This window comes from Streptomyces sp. NPDC059142 (genome assembly GCF_042755665.1).
Classification (GTDB): Bacteria; Actinomycetota; Actinomycetes; order Streptomycetales; family Streptomycetaceae; genus Streptomyces.
On record NZ_JBHZDA010000003.1, the window covers coordinates 46,868 to 63,097 of the forward strand.

General features: G+C 73.0%; 15 protein-coding genes. 9 read left to right on the forward strand and 6 right to left on the reverse strand.

The genetic code is table 11. From position 1 onward, the window contains the following. Positions 1–141: 141 nt before the first annotated feature. Positions 142–363: a hypothetical protein gene (locus ACFXPK_RS02470; RefSeq protein ID WP_329828089.1), complete on the reverse strand. Its 222-nt coding sequence runs from the start codon at positions 361–363 to the stop codon at positions 142–144. 236 nt (positions 364–599) lie between these two features. Here ACFXPK_RS02470 and ACFXPK_RS02475 point away from each other — a divergent pair, with 236 nt between their 5' ends. Continuing rightward, positions 600–1,601 (forward strand): zinc-binding alcohol dehydrogenase family protein, encoded by a 1,002-nt coding sequence (locus ACFXPK_RS02475; protein ID WP_385070912.1) that lies wholly within the window; start codon positions 600–602, stop codon positions 1,599–1,601. 10 nt (positions 1,602–1,611) lie between these two features. Here ACFXPK_RS02475 and ACFXPK_RS02480 read toward each other — a convergent pair whose 3' ends face one another. Then, positions 1,612–2,319, reverse strand: a complete 708-nt coding sequence (locus ACFXPK_RS02480) for a MerR family transcriptional regulator (protein ID WP_385070736.1) — start codon at positions 2,317–2,319, stop codon at positions 1,612–1,614. A gap of 110 nt (positions 2,320–2,429) precedes the next feature. Here ACFXPK_RS02480 and ACFXPK_RS02485 point away from each other — a divergent pair, with 110 nt between their 5' ends. From ACFXPK_RS02485 to ACFXPK_RS02500, 4 genes are all read left to right on the forward strand, one after another. Beyond that, a complete protein-coding gene (locus ACFXPK_RS02485) occupies positions 2,430–3,716 on the forward strand; it encodes an erythromycin esterase family protein (RefSeq protein WP_385070739.1) in 1,287 nt (428 codons plus the stop codon). An 85-nt stretch (positions 3,717–3,801) separates the two neighbouring features. After that, positions 3,802–4,677 (forward strand): hypothetical protein, encoded by an 876-nt coding sequence (locus tag ACFXPK_RS02490; RefSeq protein WP_385070741.1) that lies wholly within the window; start codon positions 3,802–3,804, stop codon positions 4,675–4,677. Positions 4,678–4,861: 184 nt separating this feature from the next. Next, a complete protein-coding gene (locus ACFXPK_RS02495; protein WP_385070744.1) occupies positions 4,862–6,787 on the forward strand; it encodes a family 43 glycosylhydrolase in 1,926 nt (641 codons plus the stop codon). A 1-nt stretch (position 6,788) separates the two neighbouring features. Continuing rightward, a complete protein-coding gene (locus ACFXPK_RS02500; protein WP_385070747.1) occupies positions 6,789–8,210 on the forward strand; it encodes an RICIN domain-containing protein in 1,422 nt (473 codons plus the stop codon). 7 nt (positions 8,211–8,217) lie between these two features. Here the strand turns inward: ACFXPK_RS02500 and ACFXPK_RS02505 are convergent, their stop codons facing one another. Beyond that, positions 8,218–8,853, reverse strand: coding sequence for a TetR/AcrR family transcriptional regulator (locus tag ACFXPK_RS02505; RefSeq protein WP_384999679.1), 636 nt, complete (start codon positions 8,851–8,853; stop codon positions 8,218–8,220). Between the two features lie 113 nt (positions 8,854–8,966). Between ACFXPK_RS02505 and ACFXPK_RS02510 the strand changes: the two genes are divergently transcribed. Then, the gene (locus ACFXPK_RS02510) at positions 8,967–9,947 is read left to right on the forward strand and encodes an NAD(P)-dependent alcohol dehydrogenase (protein ID WP_385070914.1); all 981 of its coding nucleotides are present in this window, start codon (positions 8,967–8,969) and stop codon (positions 9,945–9,947) included. Positions 9,948–10,004: 57 nt separating this feature from the next. Here ACFXPK_RS02510 and ACFXPK_RS02515 read toward each other — a convergent pair whose 3' ends face one another. The 3 genes from ACFXPK_RS02515 to ACFXPK_RS02525 all read right to left on the reverse strand — a co-directional run bounded on the left by ACFXPK_RS02515 (position 10,005) and on the right by ACFXPK_RS02525 (position 12,582). Beyond that, the gene (locus tag ACFXPK_RS02515) at positions 10,005–11,612 is read right to left on the reverse strand and encodes a glycoside hydrolase family 13 protein (RefSeq protein WP_384999706.1); all 1,608 of its coding nucleotides are present in this window, start codon (positions 11,610–11,612) and stop codon (positions 10,005–10,007) included. Between the two features lie 241 nt (positions 11,613–11,853). Then, positions 11,854–12,135: a YkvA family protein gene (locus ACFXPK_RS02520; protein ID WP_384999676.1), complete on the reverse strand. Its 282-nt coding sequence runs from the start codon at positions 12,133–12,135 to the stop codon at positions 11,854–11,856. Between the two features lie 75 nt (positions 12,136–12,210). Continuing rightward, on the reverse strand, positions 12,211–12,582 hold the full coding sequence (locus ACFXPK_RS02525; protein ID WP_385070751.1) for a hypothetical protein: 372 nt from the start codon (positions 12,580–12,582) through the stop codon (positions 12,211–12,213). A gap of 61 nt (positions 12,583–12,643) precedes the next feature. Between ACFXPK_RS02525 and ACFXPK_RS02530 the strand changes: the two genes are divergently transcribed. The 3 genes from ACFXPK_RS02530 to ACFXPK_RS02540 all read left to right on the forward strand — a co-directional run bounded on the left by ACFXPK_RS02530 (position 12,644) and on the right by ACFXPK_RS02540 (position 16,043). Next, a complete protein-coding gene (locus tag ACFXPK_RS02530; protein ID WP_384999670.1) occupies positions 12,644–13,183 on the forward strand; it encodes a CGNR zinc finger domain-containing protein in 540 nt (179 codons plus the stop codon). A gap of 119 nt (positions 13,184–13,302) precedes the next feature. Beyond that, positions 13,303–14,469 (forward strand): serine hydrolase domain-containing protein, encoded by a 1,167-nt coding sequence (locus ACFXPK_RS02535; protein WP_384999667.1) that lies wholly within the window; start codon positions 13,303–13,305, stop codon positions 14,467–14,469. A gap of 656 nt (positions 14,470–15,125) precedes the next feature. After that, positions 15,126–16,043, forward strand: a complete 918-nt coding sequence (locus tag ACFXPK_RS02540) for a S1 family peptidase (RefSeq protein ID WP_384999664.1) — start codon at positions 15,126–15,128, stop codon at positions 16,041–16,043. Positions 16,044–16,230: the final 187 nt, after the last annotated feature.

Genomic DNA, 16,230 nt, shown 5'->3' on the forward strand with positions numbered 1-16,230 from the left:
CTCTCCCTCTGGCGCCGCCTCGGGGCGCCCCCCCCGGCGCCCCCCCCTGGCGCCCCCGCGCCCACCACCCCCCCCCCGGGGGCCCGGCGGGGGGGGGGGCGCCCCCCCCGCCCCCCGGGCTCTGTTCGCCGGTGCGGAACGCTACTTGGCGGAGGGGTCGAGCGTCGCCAGTGCCTGCGCCCAGCGGGCGTACTTCAGGTTGGCCAGATCTGCCACCGTCTTGACGCCGAACGCCTCGTCAAGAAGCTTGCCCTGGCGGTCCGAGACCCCCTTCAGCGCGGAGACCGGCGCGTCGAGCACGGCGGGCAGGTCCTTGTCCGCCCACGCCTTGTCCAACACCTTGTCGAGGTCGATCTGGGCCACTGCTGCCTCCTGGAGTACGGGGGGTCCCGCCGCTGCGACGGGGCGGCCGCGGGTACGGCCGCAGGCTGAACGCCCGTGAAGGTAAAGGGGTTCCCAAGGATCCGGTCGTACGATCGCTTCCGGCCATCCGCCGCGCACCCTGCGTGGCGGCGTTTGCCGGTGCGGGGCGCCGGACGCACGCTGGAGTCATGACTCCTTCCGTACCCGCGAAGGACGAGGGCGGCGCCGGCCCGCCGATGGGCGGCTGGGCCGTAAAGACCCCCGGGCCCGTCTCCACCGGCCCGCTGGTGCGGGTGCGCCGACCGGCGCCGGTGCCGGGCCCGGGTGAGCTGCTGCTGCGGGTCGAGGCGTGCGGGGTGTGCCGGACGGATCTGCATCTCGCCGAGGGCGATCTGGCCCCGCGCCGCCCCGCCACCGTGCCGGGGCACGAGATCGTCGGCCGGGTGGTGGCCGTGGGCGAGGGCGTGGCGGTGTTCCGTACCGGGGACCGGGCCGGCGGGGCGTGGCTCCGCGCGACCTGCGGCGCGTGCCGGTGGTGCCGGTCAGGGCGGGAGAATCTCTGCCCCGGGTCCCGCTACACGGGGTGGGACGCGGACGGCGGCTTCGCCGATCTCGCCCTCGTCCCCGAGGCGTTCGCGTACCGGCTGCCGGAGGACCGGGACGCCGCCTCACTGGCGCCGCTGCTCTGCGCGGGGATCATCGGCTACCGGTCGCTGCGCCGCAGCGCGCTCCCGCCGGGCGGGCGGCTGGGGATCTACGGATTCGGCGCGTCCGCCCATCTGGCGGCGCAGGTCGCGCTGGCCGAGGGCGCCACCGTCCATGTGCTGACCCGGTCGCCGCGGGCGCGGGAACTCGCCCTGGAGCTGGGGGCCGCCTCCGCGGGCGGCGCCGACGATCCGCCGCCGGAGCCGCTGGACGCCGCGGTCCTCTTCGCCCCGGTGGGCGATCTGGTGCCGGTGGCGCTGGCGGCGCTGGACCGGGCGGGGACGCTCGCCGTCGCGGGGATCCATCTCTCCGACATCCCGGTGCTGAACTATCGGCGCCATCTCTTCCAGGAGCGCGAGCTGCGCAGTGTCACCTCCAACACCCGGCGGGACGGGCGGGACTTCCTGGCGCTGGCCGACCGGATCGGGATCCGTGTGACGGTCACCCCGTACCCCTTCGACCGGGCGGACCGGGCGCTCGCCGATCTCGCGGCGGACCGGGTGGACGGCGCCGCCGTGCTCGTGGCCGGCTGACGGCCGCCCGTCATGTCCGGTCGTCCGTGCGGCGGTGGCCGCGCCCGTCGAGGTAGTGCCCGGTCTCGGCGGACGCGCGGAGCATGGCGAGGGCGCGGGTGTGCAGGCGGTGGCGGCGGTCGGCGATGGCGGACGCCGCCGAGTCGGGCGAGGCGGCCTCGCGCAGTTCGGCCAGGAGCGGCGCGATCTGGGTGAGGAGGTAGCCGCCGCGCCGGAGCTGGTGGACCAGGTGGGCGTCGCGGACGTCGGCGGGGGTGTAGGTCCGGTAGCCGGTGGCGGGATCCCGGGCCGGGTGCAGCAGACCGGCCCGTTCCCACCGGCGCAGGGTCGCCGGGCGCAGGCGCAGCCGGTGGGCGAGCGCCCCGACGGTGGCGGGGCGCTGGGTGGCGTCGGGGACATGGGTCAGCTCGGTGAGGGCCCGCTCGATGGCGTCCAGCGTCTCGCGGTCGGCGAGGAGTTCGGCGTGGCCGCGGTCGATCACGGTGAGCGCCTCGACGGTCCGGCCGGTGTTGAGCAGCGTCATGACCGAGCGGGCGGCGGCGTGGCCGTGGGCGGGGATCAGGGCGAGGAAGGTCCGCAGCGCGGCGGCGTGCTCGCGGGTGTAGCGCCGGTGGCCGGAGGGGGTGCGCTCGGCGGCGGGCAGGACGCCGGCGGCCTCGTAGTTGCGGACGGCCTGCCCGGACAGTCCGTGCGGCCGGGCCAGATCCACGGGTCTCATACGTGCTCCTCCGAGCCGTCGGGTGTCCTCCCGTTTGAGGTTTTCCGGCGCTGTTCCCGGTGTTTTCGGGACCAGACTTCAACCGGAACGTCAACGATAGCGTCGAAGCCATGACGACAGACGAATCGATGTACGCGGCCGTCGAGCGGTTCCTGGGGACGCGGGCGCGGATGCCCCGTGTGCTGGCCCTGGGTGAGGCGCTGCACGGCGACGCCGCCTTCCCCCGGCTGCGCGACGAGCTGCTGAGGGGGCTCGTCGCCCACGCGGGATGCCGCTGTGTGACGCTGGAATCGGACTGCCTCGCGGGGCGCCTGGTGGACGACCATGTCCGGGGCGGCGACGGGCCTCTCGACGAGGTGATGGCCGAGGGCTTCAGCCACGGGTTCGGGGCCCTCCCCGCCAATCGCGCGCTGGTCGCATGGCTGACCGCGCACAACGGCACCCGGCCCCCGGCCGAGCAGGTGCGTTTCGCCGGGTTCGACGCGCCGATGGAGAACAGCGACCGGAGCGGGGCGCACAGTCCGCGCGCGGCCCTGCGCCTGCTGCACGCCTTCCTCACCGCGCGCGGCGCGACGGTGCCGTACCCGTGGAGCCGGATCGAGGCGCTGCTCGGCGACGACGGCCGCTGGTCCGACCCCCGCGCCACGATGGACCACGCGTACTCCGTCGGTGACACGGCGGACGCCCGCGAACTGCGGGTGATCACCGACGATCTCGGGTGGCTGCTCGCCGCCGGGGCGCCCCACCTCGGTGTGGGCGCCCCGGCGGAGGCGTTGCGCGAGGCCGAACTCGCCGCCCGCACCGCCGCCGGGCTGCTCGCCTACCACGCGGTCCTGGCCCGGACCGATCGCCGGGAGCGGCTGGCGCGGTGCACGGGGATCCGCGACGCGATGATGGCGGCCAACCTGGACGCGCTCGCCGCCCGTGAACAGGGGCGGGGCCCGGTCCTGGCCTTCGCCCACAACCTGCATCTGCGGCGGCGCCCGACGCGCACCCGGTTCGGCGACATGGACGTGGAGTGGAGCCCGGCCGGTGCCCATCTCGCCCGTACCCACGGCCCCGGGTACGTGGTCCTCGCGACGGCGATCGGCTCCGCACCGCATCTGGGCATCGGCGCGCCACCGGCGAACACCCTGGAGGGCCTGCTGGCCGCGACCACCTCGGCGCCGCGCCTGGTGACCGCCGCCGAACTGGCCGGACTGGTCGCGGAGGCGGGCGAGTTGGCGCCGCGCGGGAGCGAGTACCCCAGCTACTTCCCGCTCGACCCGGGCGCGCCCGACGACTACGACGCCGTGCTGTTCCTGCCCCGCCTCGACCCGCCGGGAGCGGCGGCCGGAGCCACGTGGCGACCGCTCCCCCGCACGCGGTCCAGGGAAGCGTCCCGGCCGTCCGCGTGACGGCAACCTTTCGGCGCCCGGCGGAGACCTGGGGGTGTGCGCGTCCGCGCCCACACCCCCTGCCCCCCATCCGGGAAGAGTCGTGATGTCCTTGCACCCGCTCCGTACCGCTGTGATCACCCTCGCAGTCGGCGCCCTCACCGTTCTCGGTCTGGTCACCCCGGCCGGCGCCGCACCCGTCCTCGGCGCCGGGACCGCGCCCGCCGCGGCGGCGCCGGCCGCCTGGAACCCGCCCGCCCAGCTCGTCCAGCCGCTGAACGAGGTCTGGCGGCACGTCGAGACCACGTACCCCGACCTGTACGGCTTCCGCAACTACGGCTGGGACCAGGTGATGGCCAACAAGGGCCGGATCTCCTACTGCGTCCGCTGGGAGTCGGACCAGCCGGTCAGCGCGCAGTTGCGCGACGAGATCCACACCGCGCTGAAGCGCCAGTCGAAGAAGTGGACGGACACCGTCGCGGGCTTCGAGGGCTTCCCGTACCAGAACGTCCCGGTCGACATCGTCGGCTGGGCCGTCAAGAACCGCTCCACGCTCCAGTGGACGGACAACTCCGTGGACATCTACACCAATGTGCTCGACGGCGGGGGCGCCCCGCAGTGCGCGCCCGACTGCGGGCGCTTCTTCCACCAGAACGGCGACTACTCCAGGTGTCCCGGCGGAGCGGCCCGCCACTACGACCAGTCGCTCTGGCTGACCAAGGGGTTCCAGGGCGGCGCGGGCGGTGACTGGGGCCAGCGGATCGGCAGCGAGTACATGGTCGGCGCGCGGGCCCAGGAGGACATCCACATCCTGGAGCACGAGATCGGGCACACCTACGGTCTCGACGACTTCTACGACTGGACCCCGACCGGTGTCGGCGGCTTCCTCATGAAGGCGGGCAGCGCCACCCGGATCACCGAGTTCGACCAGTGGATGTACCGGGACTTCTGGCGTCACATGAAGAGCCGCTACGGGCTCTGACCCGTCCGGTGGAGCCCGGGGGAACCCGGGGCCGGTGATGTCCCAGGGGCGGACGGGACAGGCGAGTTGGTCCCGTCCGCCCCGTTGACCTCCCTGTAACGCGCCTCTACGGTTTCGGCGTTCGGAATCACAGATGGTGTTCGACTTCTCGAACGCGACCCTCTGTCCCGGAAAGGGAGACTGCATGAGCCGCAGTGATGTCCCCGGCCGCCGCCTGCTGTTGAAAGGGGCGCTCGGCGCGGGCGCACTCGCCGCACTTCCCGGCCTCGCCCACGCCGCGGCGCCGGGCACCCCGCGCACCCCGGCACCCGGCACCCCCCACGCCGCGGGTACCGGTGCGGACCGTACGGCCGCGGCCGGGCCGGCGTACCGCAACCCGCTGGTGGAGCGGCGGGCCGACCCGTACATCCACCGTCACACCGACGGCCGTTACTACTTCACGGCGACGGCGCCCGAGTACGACCGCATCATCCTGCGCCGGTCCCGCTCCCTGGGCGGTCTCTCGACCGCCGAGGAGTCGGTGATCTGGCGCAGACACACGAGCGGGGACATGGGCGCGCACATCTGGGCGCCGGAGATCCATCACATCGACGGGAAGTGGTACATCTACTTCGCGGCGGGACGCGCCGACGACGTGTGGAAGATCCGGATCTGGGTGCTGGAGAACGAGCATCCGGACCCGTTCCTGGGCACGTGGAAGGAGAAGGGGCGGATCACCACCGCCTGGGACACCTTCTCCCTCGACGCGACCACCTTCACCCATCGCGGCACCCGCTATCTCGCCTGGGCGCAGCAGGAGCCGGGAATCGACAACAACAGCGGTCTCTTCCTCTCCGCGATGGCGAACCCGTGGACCCTCAAGGGCCCGCAGATCAGGCTCACCACACCGGAGTTCGCGTGGGAGACCGTCGGGTACCGGGTCAACGAGGGACCGGCCGTCATCCAACGGGGCGGCCGTGTCTTCGTCTCGTACTCGGCGAGCGCCACCGACCACCACTACTGCATGGGGCTGCTCACCGCCGACGCCGGCAGTGATCTGCTCGCCCCCGCGTCCTGGTCGAAGTCGCCCGTTCCGGTCTTCGTCAGCAGTGAGGCGAACGGGCAGTACGGCCCCGGCCACAACTCGTTCACGGTCGCCGAGGACGGGCGGACGGACGTCCTCGTCTACCACGCGCGGCAGTACAAGGAGATCAACGGCGATCCGCTCGACGACCCGAACCGCCACACCCGGATCCAGACGCTCGGCTGGAAGGCGGACGGCACACCGGACTTCGGGGTGCCGGTGGCCGACGCGCCGGTCCCGGACACCTCGGCGGCGGTGACGCGGTACACGATGACGGCGTTCACCAACTCCAGCGAGTCCAACATGTACGTGTACGAGTCGGCGGACGCGCTGGGGTACACCCTGCTGAAGGGGCCCGCGTACACCCCGCCCTCGGGGCTGATCCGCGACCCGAGCCTGATCCGGCACACCGACGGCTACTACTACATCGCGCACACCACCGACTGGACCGGGAACACCATCGGCCTCGCCCGCAGCAGGGACCGTACCAACTGGGAGTTCTTCGCCCGCCACACCCTGCCGGTGGCCGGGCTGGCGCGTACCTGGGCGCCCGAGTGGTTCGTGGACGCCGACGGCCGTACGCATCTGATCGTCTCGCTCGACACGACGAACACGTACACCTTCCGGCCGCATCTGCTCACCGCGACGGACGCGTCGCTGCGCACCTGGACCACGCCGAGGCCGCTGACCGGGCTCGACCGGTCGAACTACATCGACACGTTCGTCGTGCGGCACGACGGCAAGTACCACGCGATCACCAAGCAGGAGACGACGAAGTACCTGGAGCACGCCGTCGCGGACCGGCTCGAAGGGCCGTACACCTTCACCGGCACCGGTGACTGGGCGGGCTGGGGCAGTTGGCGCGAGGGGCCCGCGCTCGTCCAACTGGACAACGGCGGCTGGCGGATCTACTTCGACGGCTACGCGGAGCAGAAGTACTACTACAGCGACAGTCTGGACGGACTGCGCACCTGGACGCCGATCCGCCAACTGCCCGGACTCTCGGGCTTCGCCCGGCACTTCACCGTACTGAGGGAGCGTGTCTGAGATGAGTCGCGTGCGTACGTTCCTGCTCGCACTCTGTGTCGCGGTGGCGGGGCTCGTCCTGCCCGCGACCGCCGCGCAGGGCGCCGGGGCCGGTCCGGTCTCCGTCACCAACGGCGGCCAGTTCACCGACAGCACGGGCCAGTTGGTGCACGCCCACGGCGGCGGGGTCGTCAAGGTGGGTGCCTGGTACTACTGGTTCGGCGAGAACCGCAACACGGACAACACCTTCCGGTACGTCTCGGCGTACCGCTCGGCGGACCTGAAGACCTGGGAGTTCCGCCGGCATGTGCTGACGCAGGCCAGCGATCCGGAGCTGGCCGCCGCCAACATCGAGCGGCCGAAGGTCGTCTACAACGCGGCGACCGGCCGGTTCGTGATGTGGATGCACAAGGAGAGCGCCACGGACTACAGCCAGGCGCGGGCCGCCGTGGCCACGTCCGCCACGATCGACGGCGACTACACCTGGAAGGGCAGCTTCCGGCCGCTCGACACCCATATGTCGCGGGACATCACCCTCTTCACGGACACCGACGGCGCCGGCTACATGGTGTCGGCGGCCCGCGAGAACTACGACCTCCAGATCTACCGGCTCACCTCGGACTACACCGGTGTCGCGAGCCTGGTCGCCAACCCCTGGCCGGGCGGCCACCGCGAGGCGCCGGCGCTGTTCAAGCGCGGCGGTGTGTACTTCATGCTGACGTCCGGCGCCACCGGCTGGAGCCCCAACCAGCAGCAGTACGCCACCGCGACCTCGCTCGCCGGACCGTGGAGCGCGATGCGCAACGTCGGCGACGCGACGGCGTACAACTCCCAGACCGCGTACGTCCTGCCCGTCCAGGGCACCTCGGGGACGGCGTACCTCTACATGGGCGACCGGTGGGGCAACTCGTTCGGCCAGAAGGTCAACGACTCGCGGTACGTGTGGCTGCCGCTCGCCTTCCCGACCAGCACCTCGATGACCATGGACTGGTACCCGGAGCTGACCGTCGACACGGCGGCGGGCACCGTGACCGGTTCCGGCGGGCCGTACGAGACGCTGACCGCCCGGCACAGCGGCAAGTGCGCCGACATACCGAACCAGTCGATCGTGGACAATGTCGCCCTCACCCAGTACACCTGCAACGGCGGCGGCAATCAGCGCTTCTGGTTCAGGAACACCGGTGACGGCTACGTGCAGTTGATGGCCCGGCACAGCTCGCTCTGTCTGACCGAGACGGCGGCCGACGTCCAGCAGCGCGCGTGCGGCTCCGCGCCCGAGCAGCAGTGGCGGGTGGCGGTGAACGCGAGCGGGTACACGACGCTGACCTCGCGGGCGAGCGGCGAATGCCTCGATGTCACCTCGGCGTCGGCGGAGAACTCCGCCAAGGTCATCACGTACACCTGTGGCGGATCGACCAACCAGCAGTGGCAGCGCGGCGCCTGACGGCCCGTCAGTCCTGCGGACAGTACATCCGGTCCAGTCCGACCGGCGCCGGGGGCGGCAGGGGGACGGCGCCCTCGGCCCGGAACGACTGGAGCAGATAGCCCACGAGCCGGCGGGAGGCGACCGGCCCGGCGCCGCCGGATCCCGCGGCGACACCGCCGTTGGCCAGGAGGACGAGGGTGAGGTCCTCCAGGACGAAGTCGGCGCGCAGCCGTCCCGCCTCCTGCGCCCGGCGGATGAGCCCGCCGAACACCCCCTCGGCGCGTTCGCGCTCCCGCTCGAAGCTGAGCGCGCCGGGGAACGCCGTGAGGAACGCGGCGGTGAACCCCCGGTCGACGGCGTGCAGGGCGCACACCTTCTCGATGACCGCGCAGAACCCGCGCCAGGGGTCGGGGTCGCTCGCGGCGTCGTCCACGACCGCGACACACTCCGCGAGCTGGTCCGTGAAGACCTCCGTGACCAGCGACTCCTTGGTGGGGAAACGCCGGTAGAGGGTGGCCGCGCCGACCCCGGAGCGCCGGGCGATCTCGGACATCGGCACGTCGAGCCCGAGTTCGGCGAAGGTCTCGCGGGCGGCCTCGACGATGCGCAGCCGGTTGTTGAGGGCGTCGGCGCGCAGGATCCGAGAGGGTTTGGCGGGCATGTCTCTCACTTTAAACCAAGTGGAAGAGGTCGTCCGGTTCGCGTGTTAGCGTGACGATTAAGTGAAAGACCTCTTCCACTTAACCCCTCTTCCTCTTCCTGATGGGCAAGGCATTGAGCGAGATGCGCGCCGCGCTGTACGACCGTTACGGCCCTCCTGACGTGCTCTACGAGGGCACGGTGCCCACCCCCGTCGCCGGCCCCGGCGAGCTGTTGGTACGGGTGCACGGCACCAGTGTGAACGGCGGCGAACTCACCATGCGCGCGGGCAAGTTGCGCTTGCTCGGCGGCCGGACCTTCCCCCGGCGCATCGGTATCGACTTCACCGGTGAGGTCGCCGCCCTGGGCCCCGGGCTCACCGGCCCGGCGGTGGGCGCGCGGGTCTGGGGCCTGCTGCCCCGGAGCGGGGTTCCGCGCGGACGCATGGGCAGCGCGGCCGAGTATGTGACCGTACGGCCCCGGCAGGTGGCGCTCGCCCCCGCCGGACTCGACCTGGTGGAGGCCGCCGCGCTGCCCGTCGGTACGACGGCGGTCACCGCCCTGCGCGACAAGGCCCGCGTCCGGCCCGGTGAGCGGCTGCTCGTCCGGGGCGCGAGCGGCGGGGTCGGCAATGTCGCCGTCCAGCTCGGACGGGCGTACGGCGCGCATGTCACCGCGCTCGCGAGCGGCAAGAACCTGGAGCTCGTACGGGAACTGGGCGCCGACGAGGCGTACGACTACCGCGAGACCGGCCCCGGCGAGCTGCGGGACCTCGGCGCCTTCGACGTCGTCCTCGACAGCGTGGGCAGCGAGGCGGCCTCCTACCGGCGGCTGCTCGCGCCCGGCGGGCGCATGGTGGGCATCGCCCTCGACATCGACCGGGCCGCCGCCTCGCTCGCGTACACGCTCGCGTCCGCCGTGTACGGCTCCCGGCGGGTCCGGTTCTTCAGCGGCAACCCCCTGCACCAGGACTTCGCCGATCTGACCGGCTATGTGGAGAGCGGGGTGCTGCGGCCGGTCGTGGACACCGTCCACCCCCTCGCGGAGATCGCGGCGGCCCACCGCGCGCTGGAGGCGGGAGGGGTACGGGGCAAGCACGTCGTCCGCGTGATCTGACCGCCCCTCCCCCGGCTCCACCCCCGCGCGGCGTCGCGCGGCCCCGCCGCTCCGGCGCTACCCCCGTGCGTCCAGCCAGACCGCCGTGTCCGGTGCGAGCAGCGGGGCGCCCGTCACCCCGTCGCGCTCCGGCGCCTCGCTGCCGAGCAGCGGGACCGCGCCCGCGGGCAACGGCACCGGAACGTCGGAGAAGTTGACGCGGCACTCCAGCCCCGCGCCCTTGCGGAAGGCCAGTTCGCCCTCGGCCGACGGCAGCCACACGAAGCGTTCGTCGCCGCGGAAGCCCCGGCGCACGGTCAGCGCCGTACGGTACAGCTCCAGGAACGAGCCGGGGCGGCCCGTCTGCGCCTCGACGGAGTACGCGCCCCAGTCCGCCGGCTGGGGCAGCCAGCTCCCGCCGGGCCCGAAGCCGTGGCTGGTGCCGGACACCGTCCAGGGCAGCGGCACCCGGCAGCCGTCCCGGCCCTTGACCGTACGGCCGGTGCGCTCCCACATCGGGTCGCGCAGCGCGTCGGCGGGCAGGTCGGCGACCTCGGGCAGCCCCAGCTCCTCGCCCTGGTAGAGGTAGGTCGTACCGGGCAGGGCGAGGGTCAGCAGCGCTGCGGCGCGGGCCCGCCGCCGGCCGCGCGCCTCGTCGGGCGCGGGCGTGGGGCCCTCGCTCATCAGCCAGGCGCGCGGGTCGGTCCCCTCGGGCAGCGCGTAGCGGGTGAGGTGGCGGACCACGTCGTGGTTGGAGAGCACCCAGGTCGGCAGGGAGCCGACGGACGCGGCGCCGGTGAGAGACAGGTCGACGGTGTCCCGGAAGGCTTCGGCGCCCCAGGGACAGCGCAGATGGAAGAAGTTGAACGCCTGGTGGAGTTCGTCGGGCCGGGTGTACAGCGGCAGTCGCGCCGCGCTGACCCCCGCCTCCGCGACCATGATCCGGGCCGGGGCGTACGAGTCGGTGATCTTGCGCCAGACGCGGTAGACGTCATGGACCTCGTCGCGGTCCCAGAAGGGGTGGTCCTCACCGCTGGGCGGCGCGTTCAGGGGCGCGGTGTCGCCGCCGCGGGTGTCGCGCAGCGGCGGGGTGAGGTCCTTGCGCAGGCCGTGCGCCACGTCGATCCGGAAACCGTCGACGCCGAGGTCCAGCCAGAAGCGCAGGGTGCGCTCGAAGTCGGCGACGACGTCGGAGTTCTCCCAGTTCAGATCGGGCTGCTCGGCGGCGAAGATATGCATGTACCACTGACCGTCGGGGACGCGGGTCCAGGCCGCGCCGCCGAACTTGGACTGCCAGTCGGCGGGCGGCTCCGCCCCGTCAGGACCGCCGCCGTCCCGGAAGACGAACCGGTCACGGGCGGCGGATCCCGGCGGGGAGGCCAGGGCCTCCACGAACCAGGGGTGCCGGTCGGAGCAGTGGTTGGGCACGATGTCGACGATCGTACGGAGCTGGAGGGCGCGGGCCCGCGCCAGCAGCGCGCGGAAGTCCTCCAGAGTGCCGTGGCGCGGGTCGACGTCCCGGTAGTCGGCGACGTCGTAGCCGCCGTCCGCCAGCGGGGAGGGGTAGAACGGCGTGAGCCAGACCGCGTCGGCGCCCAGCTCCGCGACATGGCCGAGGCGGTCGGTGATCCCCCGCAGGTCGCCCATGCCGTCGCCGTCGGCGTCGGCGAAGCTCGGGACGTACACCTGGTAGACGACGGACTCGCGCCACCAGTCGCGCGGGTCCGCGCCCCCCGTGCCGTGGCCGCCGTCGTCCGTCCCCTGGCCGGCCTCGCCGCCGCCGTGGCCCCTTCCGCCGACGCTGCCGTCCGGGATCGCGTGCTGAGTCACTGGTACCTCTCGTGCCGGGATGAAACCGGTCTGAAACTCTAGTGGTGCGGTGCGATCATCCCTTGACCGCACCGGCCCGGCACCGGCCACCCCGGGGTCACGGAAGCTTCTCCCGCTCCGGCCGTTCCGCGTGCAGCGAGCGCAGCGCCATCAGCAGCACCCCGATGTCGTCGAGGTACACGGGGTCGGGCAGCAGGTCGACGGGGAGGACCAGATAGCCGAGGGCCCCCCAGAACAGCCACTTCTTCGTCTGCGGCAGGCCCGCCTTCCGCAGTACGCCGCGGGCCCGGACGAGCCGTACGGCCAGGACGATCGCGACGCCCAGGGTGACGGCCACCAGCACGACGGCCACGGCGACGAGGATCTGGAGTTCGCTCACGGCGCTCCCCTCCTTCGGATAGGTCTCCGGGGCGTACGGGCTCCCCGCCTGTCCGGATACCCACCCGGCGCCGCGTCAACGGCCGCGCTCACCCGTACGGTCCGGGGCGCGCCCCGGAAGGATCTTCGCGAACCCGCCGTCGACCAGGACCACCACACCGCCGCAGCGGCAGGCGCAGTACTCCACCACCCCCTGGGAGCTCGGATGGCGCGAGAGGAGGGACCAGCGCGCACCGTCCGCCGCGCCCGCCCGGTCGCACACGGCGCACCGGTCGTCGTCCGGGCCGCCGTCGGACACCGGGCCGGGGCCGGGCACCGGGGCGCCGCCGGAATCCGGGGCGGGGCCGTCGTCGGGATCGGGGGCGGGGCCGTCGTCGGGATCCGGGTGCCGGTCCGCGCACCCGTTCCCGTGCGCGGAACATCCGCCCTCACCGCAGCGTATTCGCATGGGGCCAGACTGCTGTCATGACCTAGATACGTTCAACCATTACATTGGCTACGGTGGGGTGATGCAGTTCACCCACTACGGCGGCGAGGCCGCCCTGCTCGCCGCGGACCTGGTCAACGCCACCACCACCGGCGACCCGTTCACGCCGGCAGCCCTGGAGCCGCTGCTCGCCGCGCGCGGCACCGCCCGGCGCTCGCTGACCGCCGGGGAGGCCGCCGAGGTGGAGGCGTGGAGCCACCGGCTGGCGCCCTGTTTCGGCCCGCGGGACCCGGAGACGCGCCGCGGGACCGTCAACGGCCTGCTGGCCGAGGCCGCCAGCAAACCGTTCATCACGGTCCACGACGGCCATGCCCCGCACCTCCACTACGCCGACCCGGCCCTGGGCCCGGTCGCCCATATCCGTGCCGTCACGGCCGCCGCCCTCGCGCATGTGATCTGCTTCGCCGGCCACACCCGGCTGGGCCGCTGCGCCCGTACGCGGTGCGGCCTGGTCTTCGTCGACACCTCGCGCAACGGCCGGCGCGCCTACTGCTCCGTACGGTGCGCCAACAACGACGCCGTGGCCCGGCACCGGCGCGGGGGCGCGGCCACGGACACATAGACGGAGGCGAGCCGGGTCCGTATCCGGCCGTCTTCCCGCCGCCCCGGCCCCGCCGGTACGTTCCGGGGCAACCGGGTCACGGCGGGCCATCGGGTCCGCCCGGGGTGACGGAGGGCATCATGACGGAGCTGACAGCGGTCGTCCAGGGCCACTGCGACGACCGGTTCGCCGCCGTGAGAACGGCTTTCGAGCGGAGCTTCCACGAGGGCCGGGAGCTGGGTGCCGCCGTGGCTCTACGGGTCGAGGGGCGCACCGTGGTCGACCTGTGGGGCGGCTGGGCCGACTCCGCGCACACCAGGGCGTGGGAGCGGGACACCCTGGTCAACGTGTGGTCGACCACCAAGGGCGCGACGGCGCTCTGCGCGCATCTGCTGCTCGACCGCGGGCTCCTCGCCCTGGACGCGCCGGTCGCCACGTACTGGCCGGAGTTCGCGGCGGCGGGCAAGGAGTCCGTCACCGTACGCCATCTGCTCACCCACCGGGCGGGGCTGGCCGGGCTGCGCGAACCGCACTCCCTGAGCCAGGTCCTGGACTGGGAGCTGACGACCGCCCGGCTCGCCGCGACGGAGCCCTGGTGGGAGCCGGGCACCCGGTCCGGCTACCACGCGACGACCTTCGGCTTCCTCGTCGGCGAGGTGGTCCGGCGGATCACGGGGCTGCGGCCCGGGGCGTTCCTGCGCCAGGAGGTGACGGGGCCGCTGGGCATCGACTTCTCCGTCGGGCTGCCGGAGTCGCAGGCGCACCGCGCCGCCGACGTGGTCCGGTCGCCGGTCGAGATCACCCCCGAGCAGGCCGCGCACTACGCCCGGTTGACGCCGGTCGCGCTGGCGGCCGTGGCCAACCCGGGGATGAGCGCCGACGACGCCAACACCCCGGCATGGCGGGCGGCGGAGGTCCCTGCCGCCAACGGGCACGCGACGGCGCGCGGGGTCGCCGCGCTGTACGGGATCTTCGCGGGACGCGGCAGCGTCGACGGCCGTCGCGTGCTCTCCCCGGAGACGGCCGAACGCGTCCGCGAGGGGCAGGGGAGCTGCCGGGACCTGGTGCTGGGGGCGGGCTTCGGCCATGACACGGAGGCCGGTCTCGGGCTCTGGCTCAGCGGCCCGTACGCGCTGTACGGCCCCAACCCGAGGGCGTTCGGCCATGACGGTTTCGGCGGGTCCTTCGGGCTCGCCGACCCGGAGGCGGCCCTCGCGATGGGGTACGTCATGAACCGCATGGGCCCGCACATCGCGGACGATCCACGCAAGGCGGCGCTGATCGACGCCGCGTACGGCGCCCTGTAGCCGGTCCGCCCCGCCCCGTACCCCCCACGCGCTGCACAGGTCGTCACGGAACACAAGAGCGCCCCTCCGGCCGAATCCGGTTGCGGTCCGGCGCGGTTCCGGCTGCACCCCCGCATCGGATCGAAAAGATTCGGCCATGATCATCGCGAGAGCATTTCGTCGTACGCCATCGCCAAACGGACGTTCTACGCGCAGAGATCCCCACCGTTCGGCCGCAACTCCGGGGAGACGGAGAACCGTTGCGTCATCCCTCCGACACCCACGGTGAACCATGTGTGTTCGTGACGGTCAACCGCGTGGCCGAATGACACCAGGGAACGATAGCCCCCGCTCAGCACGGGTGCTGACGGAGTGTCACCAGCGGTGGCGCCCCGCACCGCGGGCTTTGCAGGAGCTCATTCGCGGGAGCCCGTCCGGGCGGTCGGACGGGGCGCCCCGACGGGGCCGCGAGGGGTCCGGGGACCGCGCCCCCGGGCGTCGCGGCAGGTCCGTGGCGCCGGTCCAGAAGTCGGTCTTGCCCGATGGGCGGAGGAACCCAAGGATTCACCTCGTGCGATTGACAGGTTCACGGCCAAAACCGTTGGCGGTGAACGGTCGTACGCGGCGGCCCGCTTACCCAACGGGCCGCAACGCTCCCCCACTCAATGGAGGATGTTGTGACCATCAAGCGCCTTTCCCCCCTCAGCGCGGTGTCCAGACGAGCCCGGCTCCTCGCCGTCGCCTCCGGTCTGGTGACCGCCGTCGCGCTTGCGGCCCCGAGTGCCGTCGCCGCCCCGGCGCCGGCCCCCGCTCCTTCCGCGGCGCAGCTCGCCGCCGCCAGCAGCGCCATCGGCGCCGCTGACATCGCCGGTACCTCCTGGTACACGGACAAGGCGTCCGGCAAGGTCGTCGTCACCGTCGACAGCCGGGTCTCCGACGCGGAGATCGCCGAGATCAAGAACTCCGTGGCGGACAGCGCCGCGGGCGTCACGATCAAGCACACCGAAGGCAAGTTCAGCAAGCTGATCGCGGGCGGCGAGGCCATCTACGCCGGCGGCGGCCGCTGCTCCCTCGGCTTCAACGTCCGCAGCGGCTCGACGTACTACGCGCTGACCGCCGGACACTGCACCAACATCGGCAGCACCTGGTACACCAACTCCGCCGGCACCGCCTCGCTGGGCACCCGCACCGGCACGAGCTTCCCGAACAACGACTACGGCATCATCCGCCACTCCAACTCGGCGGCGGCCGACGGCCGGGTCTACCTGTACAACGGCACATACCAGGACATCACCAGCGCGGCCAACCCCACGGTCGGCCAGAGCGTGCGGCGCAGCGGCTCCACCACCGGGGTCCGCTCCGGTACGGTCACCGCGCTCAACGCGACCGTCAACTACGGCGGCGGCGACATCGTCTACGGCATGATCCAGACCAACGTCTGCGCCGAGCCCGGCGACAGCGGCGGCTCGCTCTTCTCCGGCACCACGGCGCTGGGCCTGACCTCGGGCGGCAGCGGCAACTGCACCTCCGGCGGCACCACGTTCTTCCAGCCGGTCGTGGAGGCCCTGAACGCCTACGGCGTCAGCGTCTTCTAGCCGGCCCCTCCGTACCGGGGTGCGACCTGTCGCCCCGGTACGGAGGCACCACCGCATGACCGTACGGGATCCCCACGCCCGTACCCGCTCCGCGCACGACCGGCGGGGCGCGCGGCGGGCGCGGGGCCGCCCCTCGGGGGGGCGGGGGGGAGCGCCCGCCGGGGGGGCCCCCGCGGGGGGGCCCGGG

Excerpts from the sequence above, each read along its gene's own strand:
- ACFXPK_RS02490 (WP_385070741.1), top strand. The coding sequence starts at position 3,802 with ATGTCCTTGCACCCGCTCCGTACCGCTGTGATCACCCTCGCAGTCGGC.
- ACFXPK_RS02485 (WP_385070739.1), top strand. The coding sequence starts at position 2,430 with ATGACGACAGACGAATCGATGTACGCGGCCGTCGAGCGGTTCCTGGGG.
- ACFXPK_RS02525 (WP_385070751.1), bottom strand. The coding sequence starts at position 12,582 with ATGCGAATACGCTGCGGTGAGGGCGGATGTTCCGCGCACGGGAACGGG.
- ACFXPK_RS02480 (WP_385070736.1), bottom strand. The coding sequence starts at position 2,319 with ATGAGACCCGTGGATCTGGCCCGGCCGCACGGACTGTCCGGGCAGGCC.
- ACFXPK_RS02535 (WP_384999667.1), top strand. The coding sequence starts at position 13,303 with ATGACGGAGCTGACAGCGGTCGTCCAGGGCCACTGCGACGACCGGTTC.
- ACFXPK_RS02475 (WP_385070912.1), top strand. The coding sequence starts at position 600 with ATGGGCGGCTGGGCCGTAAAGACCCCCGGGCCCGTCTCCACCGGCCCG.
- ACFXPK_RS02530 (WP_384999670.1), top strand. The coding sequence starts at position 12,644 with ATGCAGTTCACCCACTACGGCGGCGAGGCCGCCCTGCTCGCCGCGGAC.
- ACFXPK_RS02505 (WP_384999679.1), bottom strand. The coding sequence starts at position 8,853 with ATGCCCGCCAAACCCTCTCGGATCCTGCGCGCCGACGCCCTCAACAAC.
- ACFXPK_RS02495 (WP_385070744.1), top strand. The coding sequence starts at position 4,862 with ATGAGCCGCAGTGATGTCCCCGGCCGCCGCCTGCTGTTGAAAGGGGCG.
- ACFXPK_RS02500 (WP_385070747.1), top strand. The coding sequence starts at position 6,789 with ATGAGTCGCGTGCGTACGTTCCTGCTCGCACTCTGTGTCGCGGTGGCG.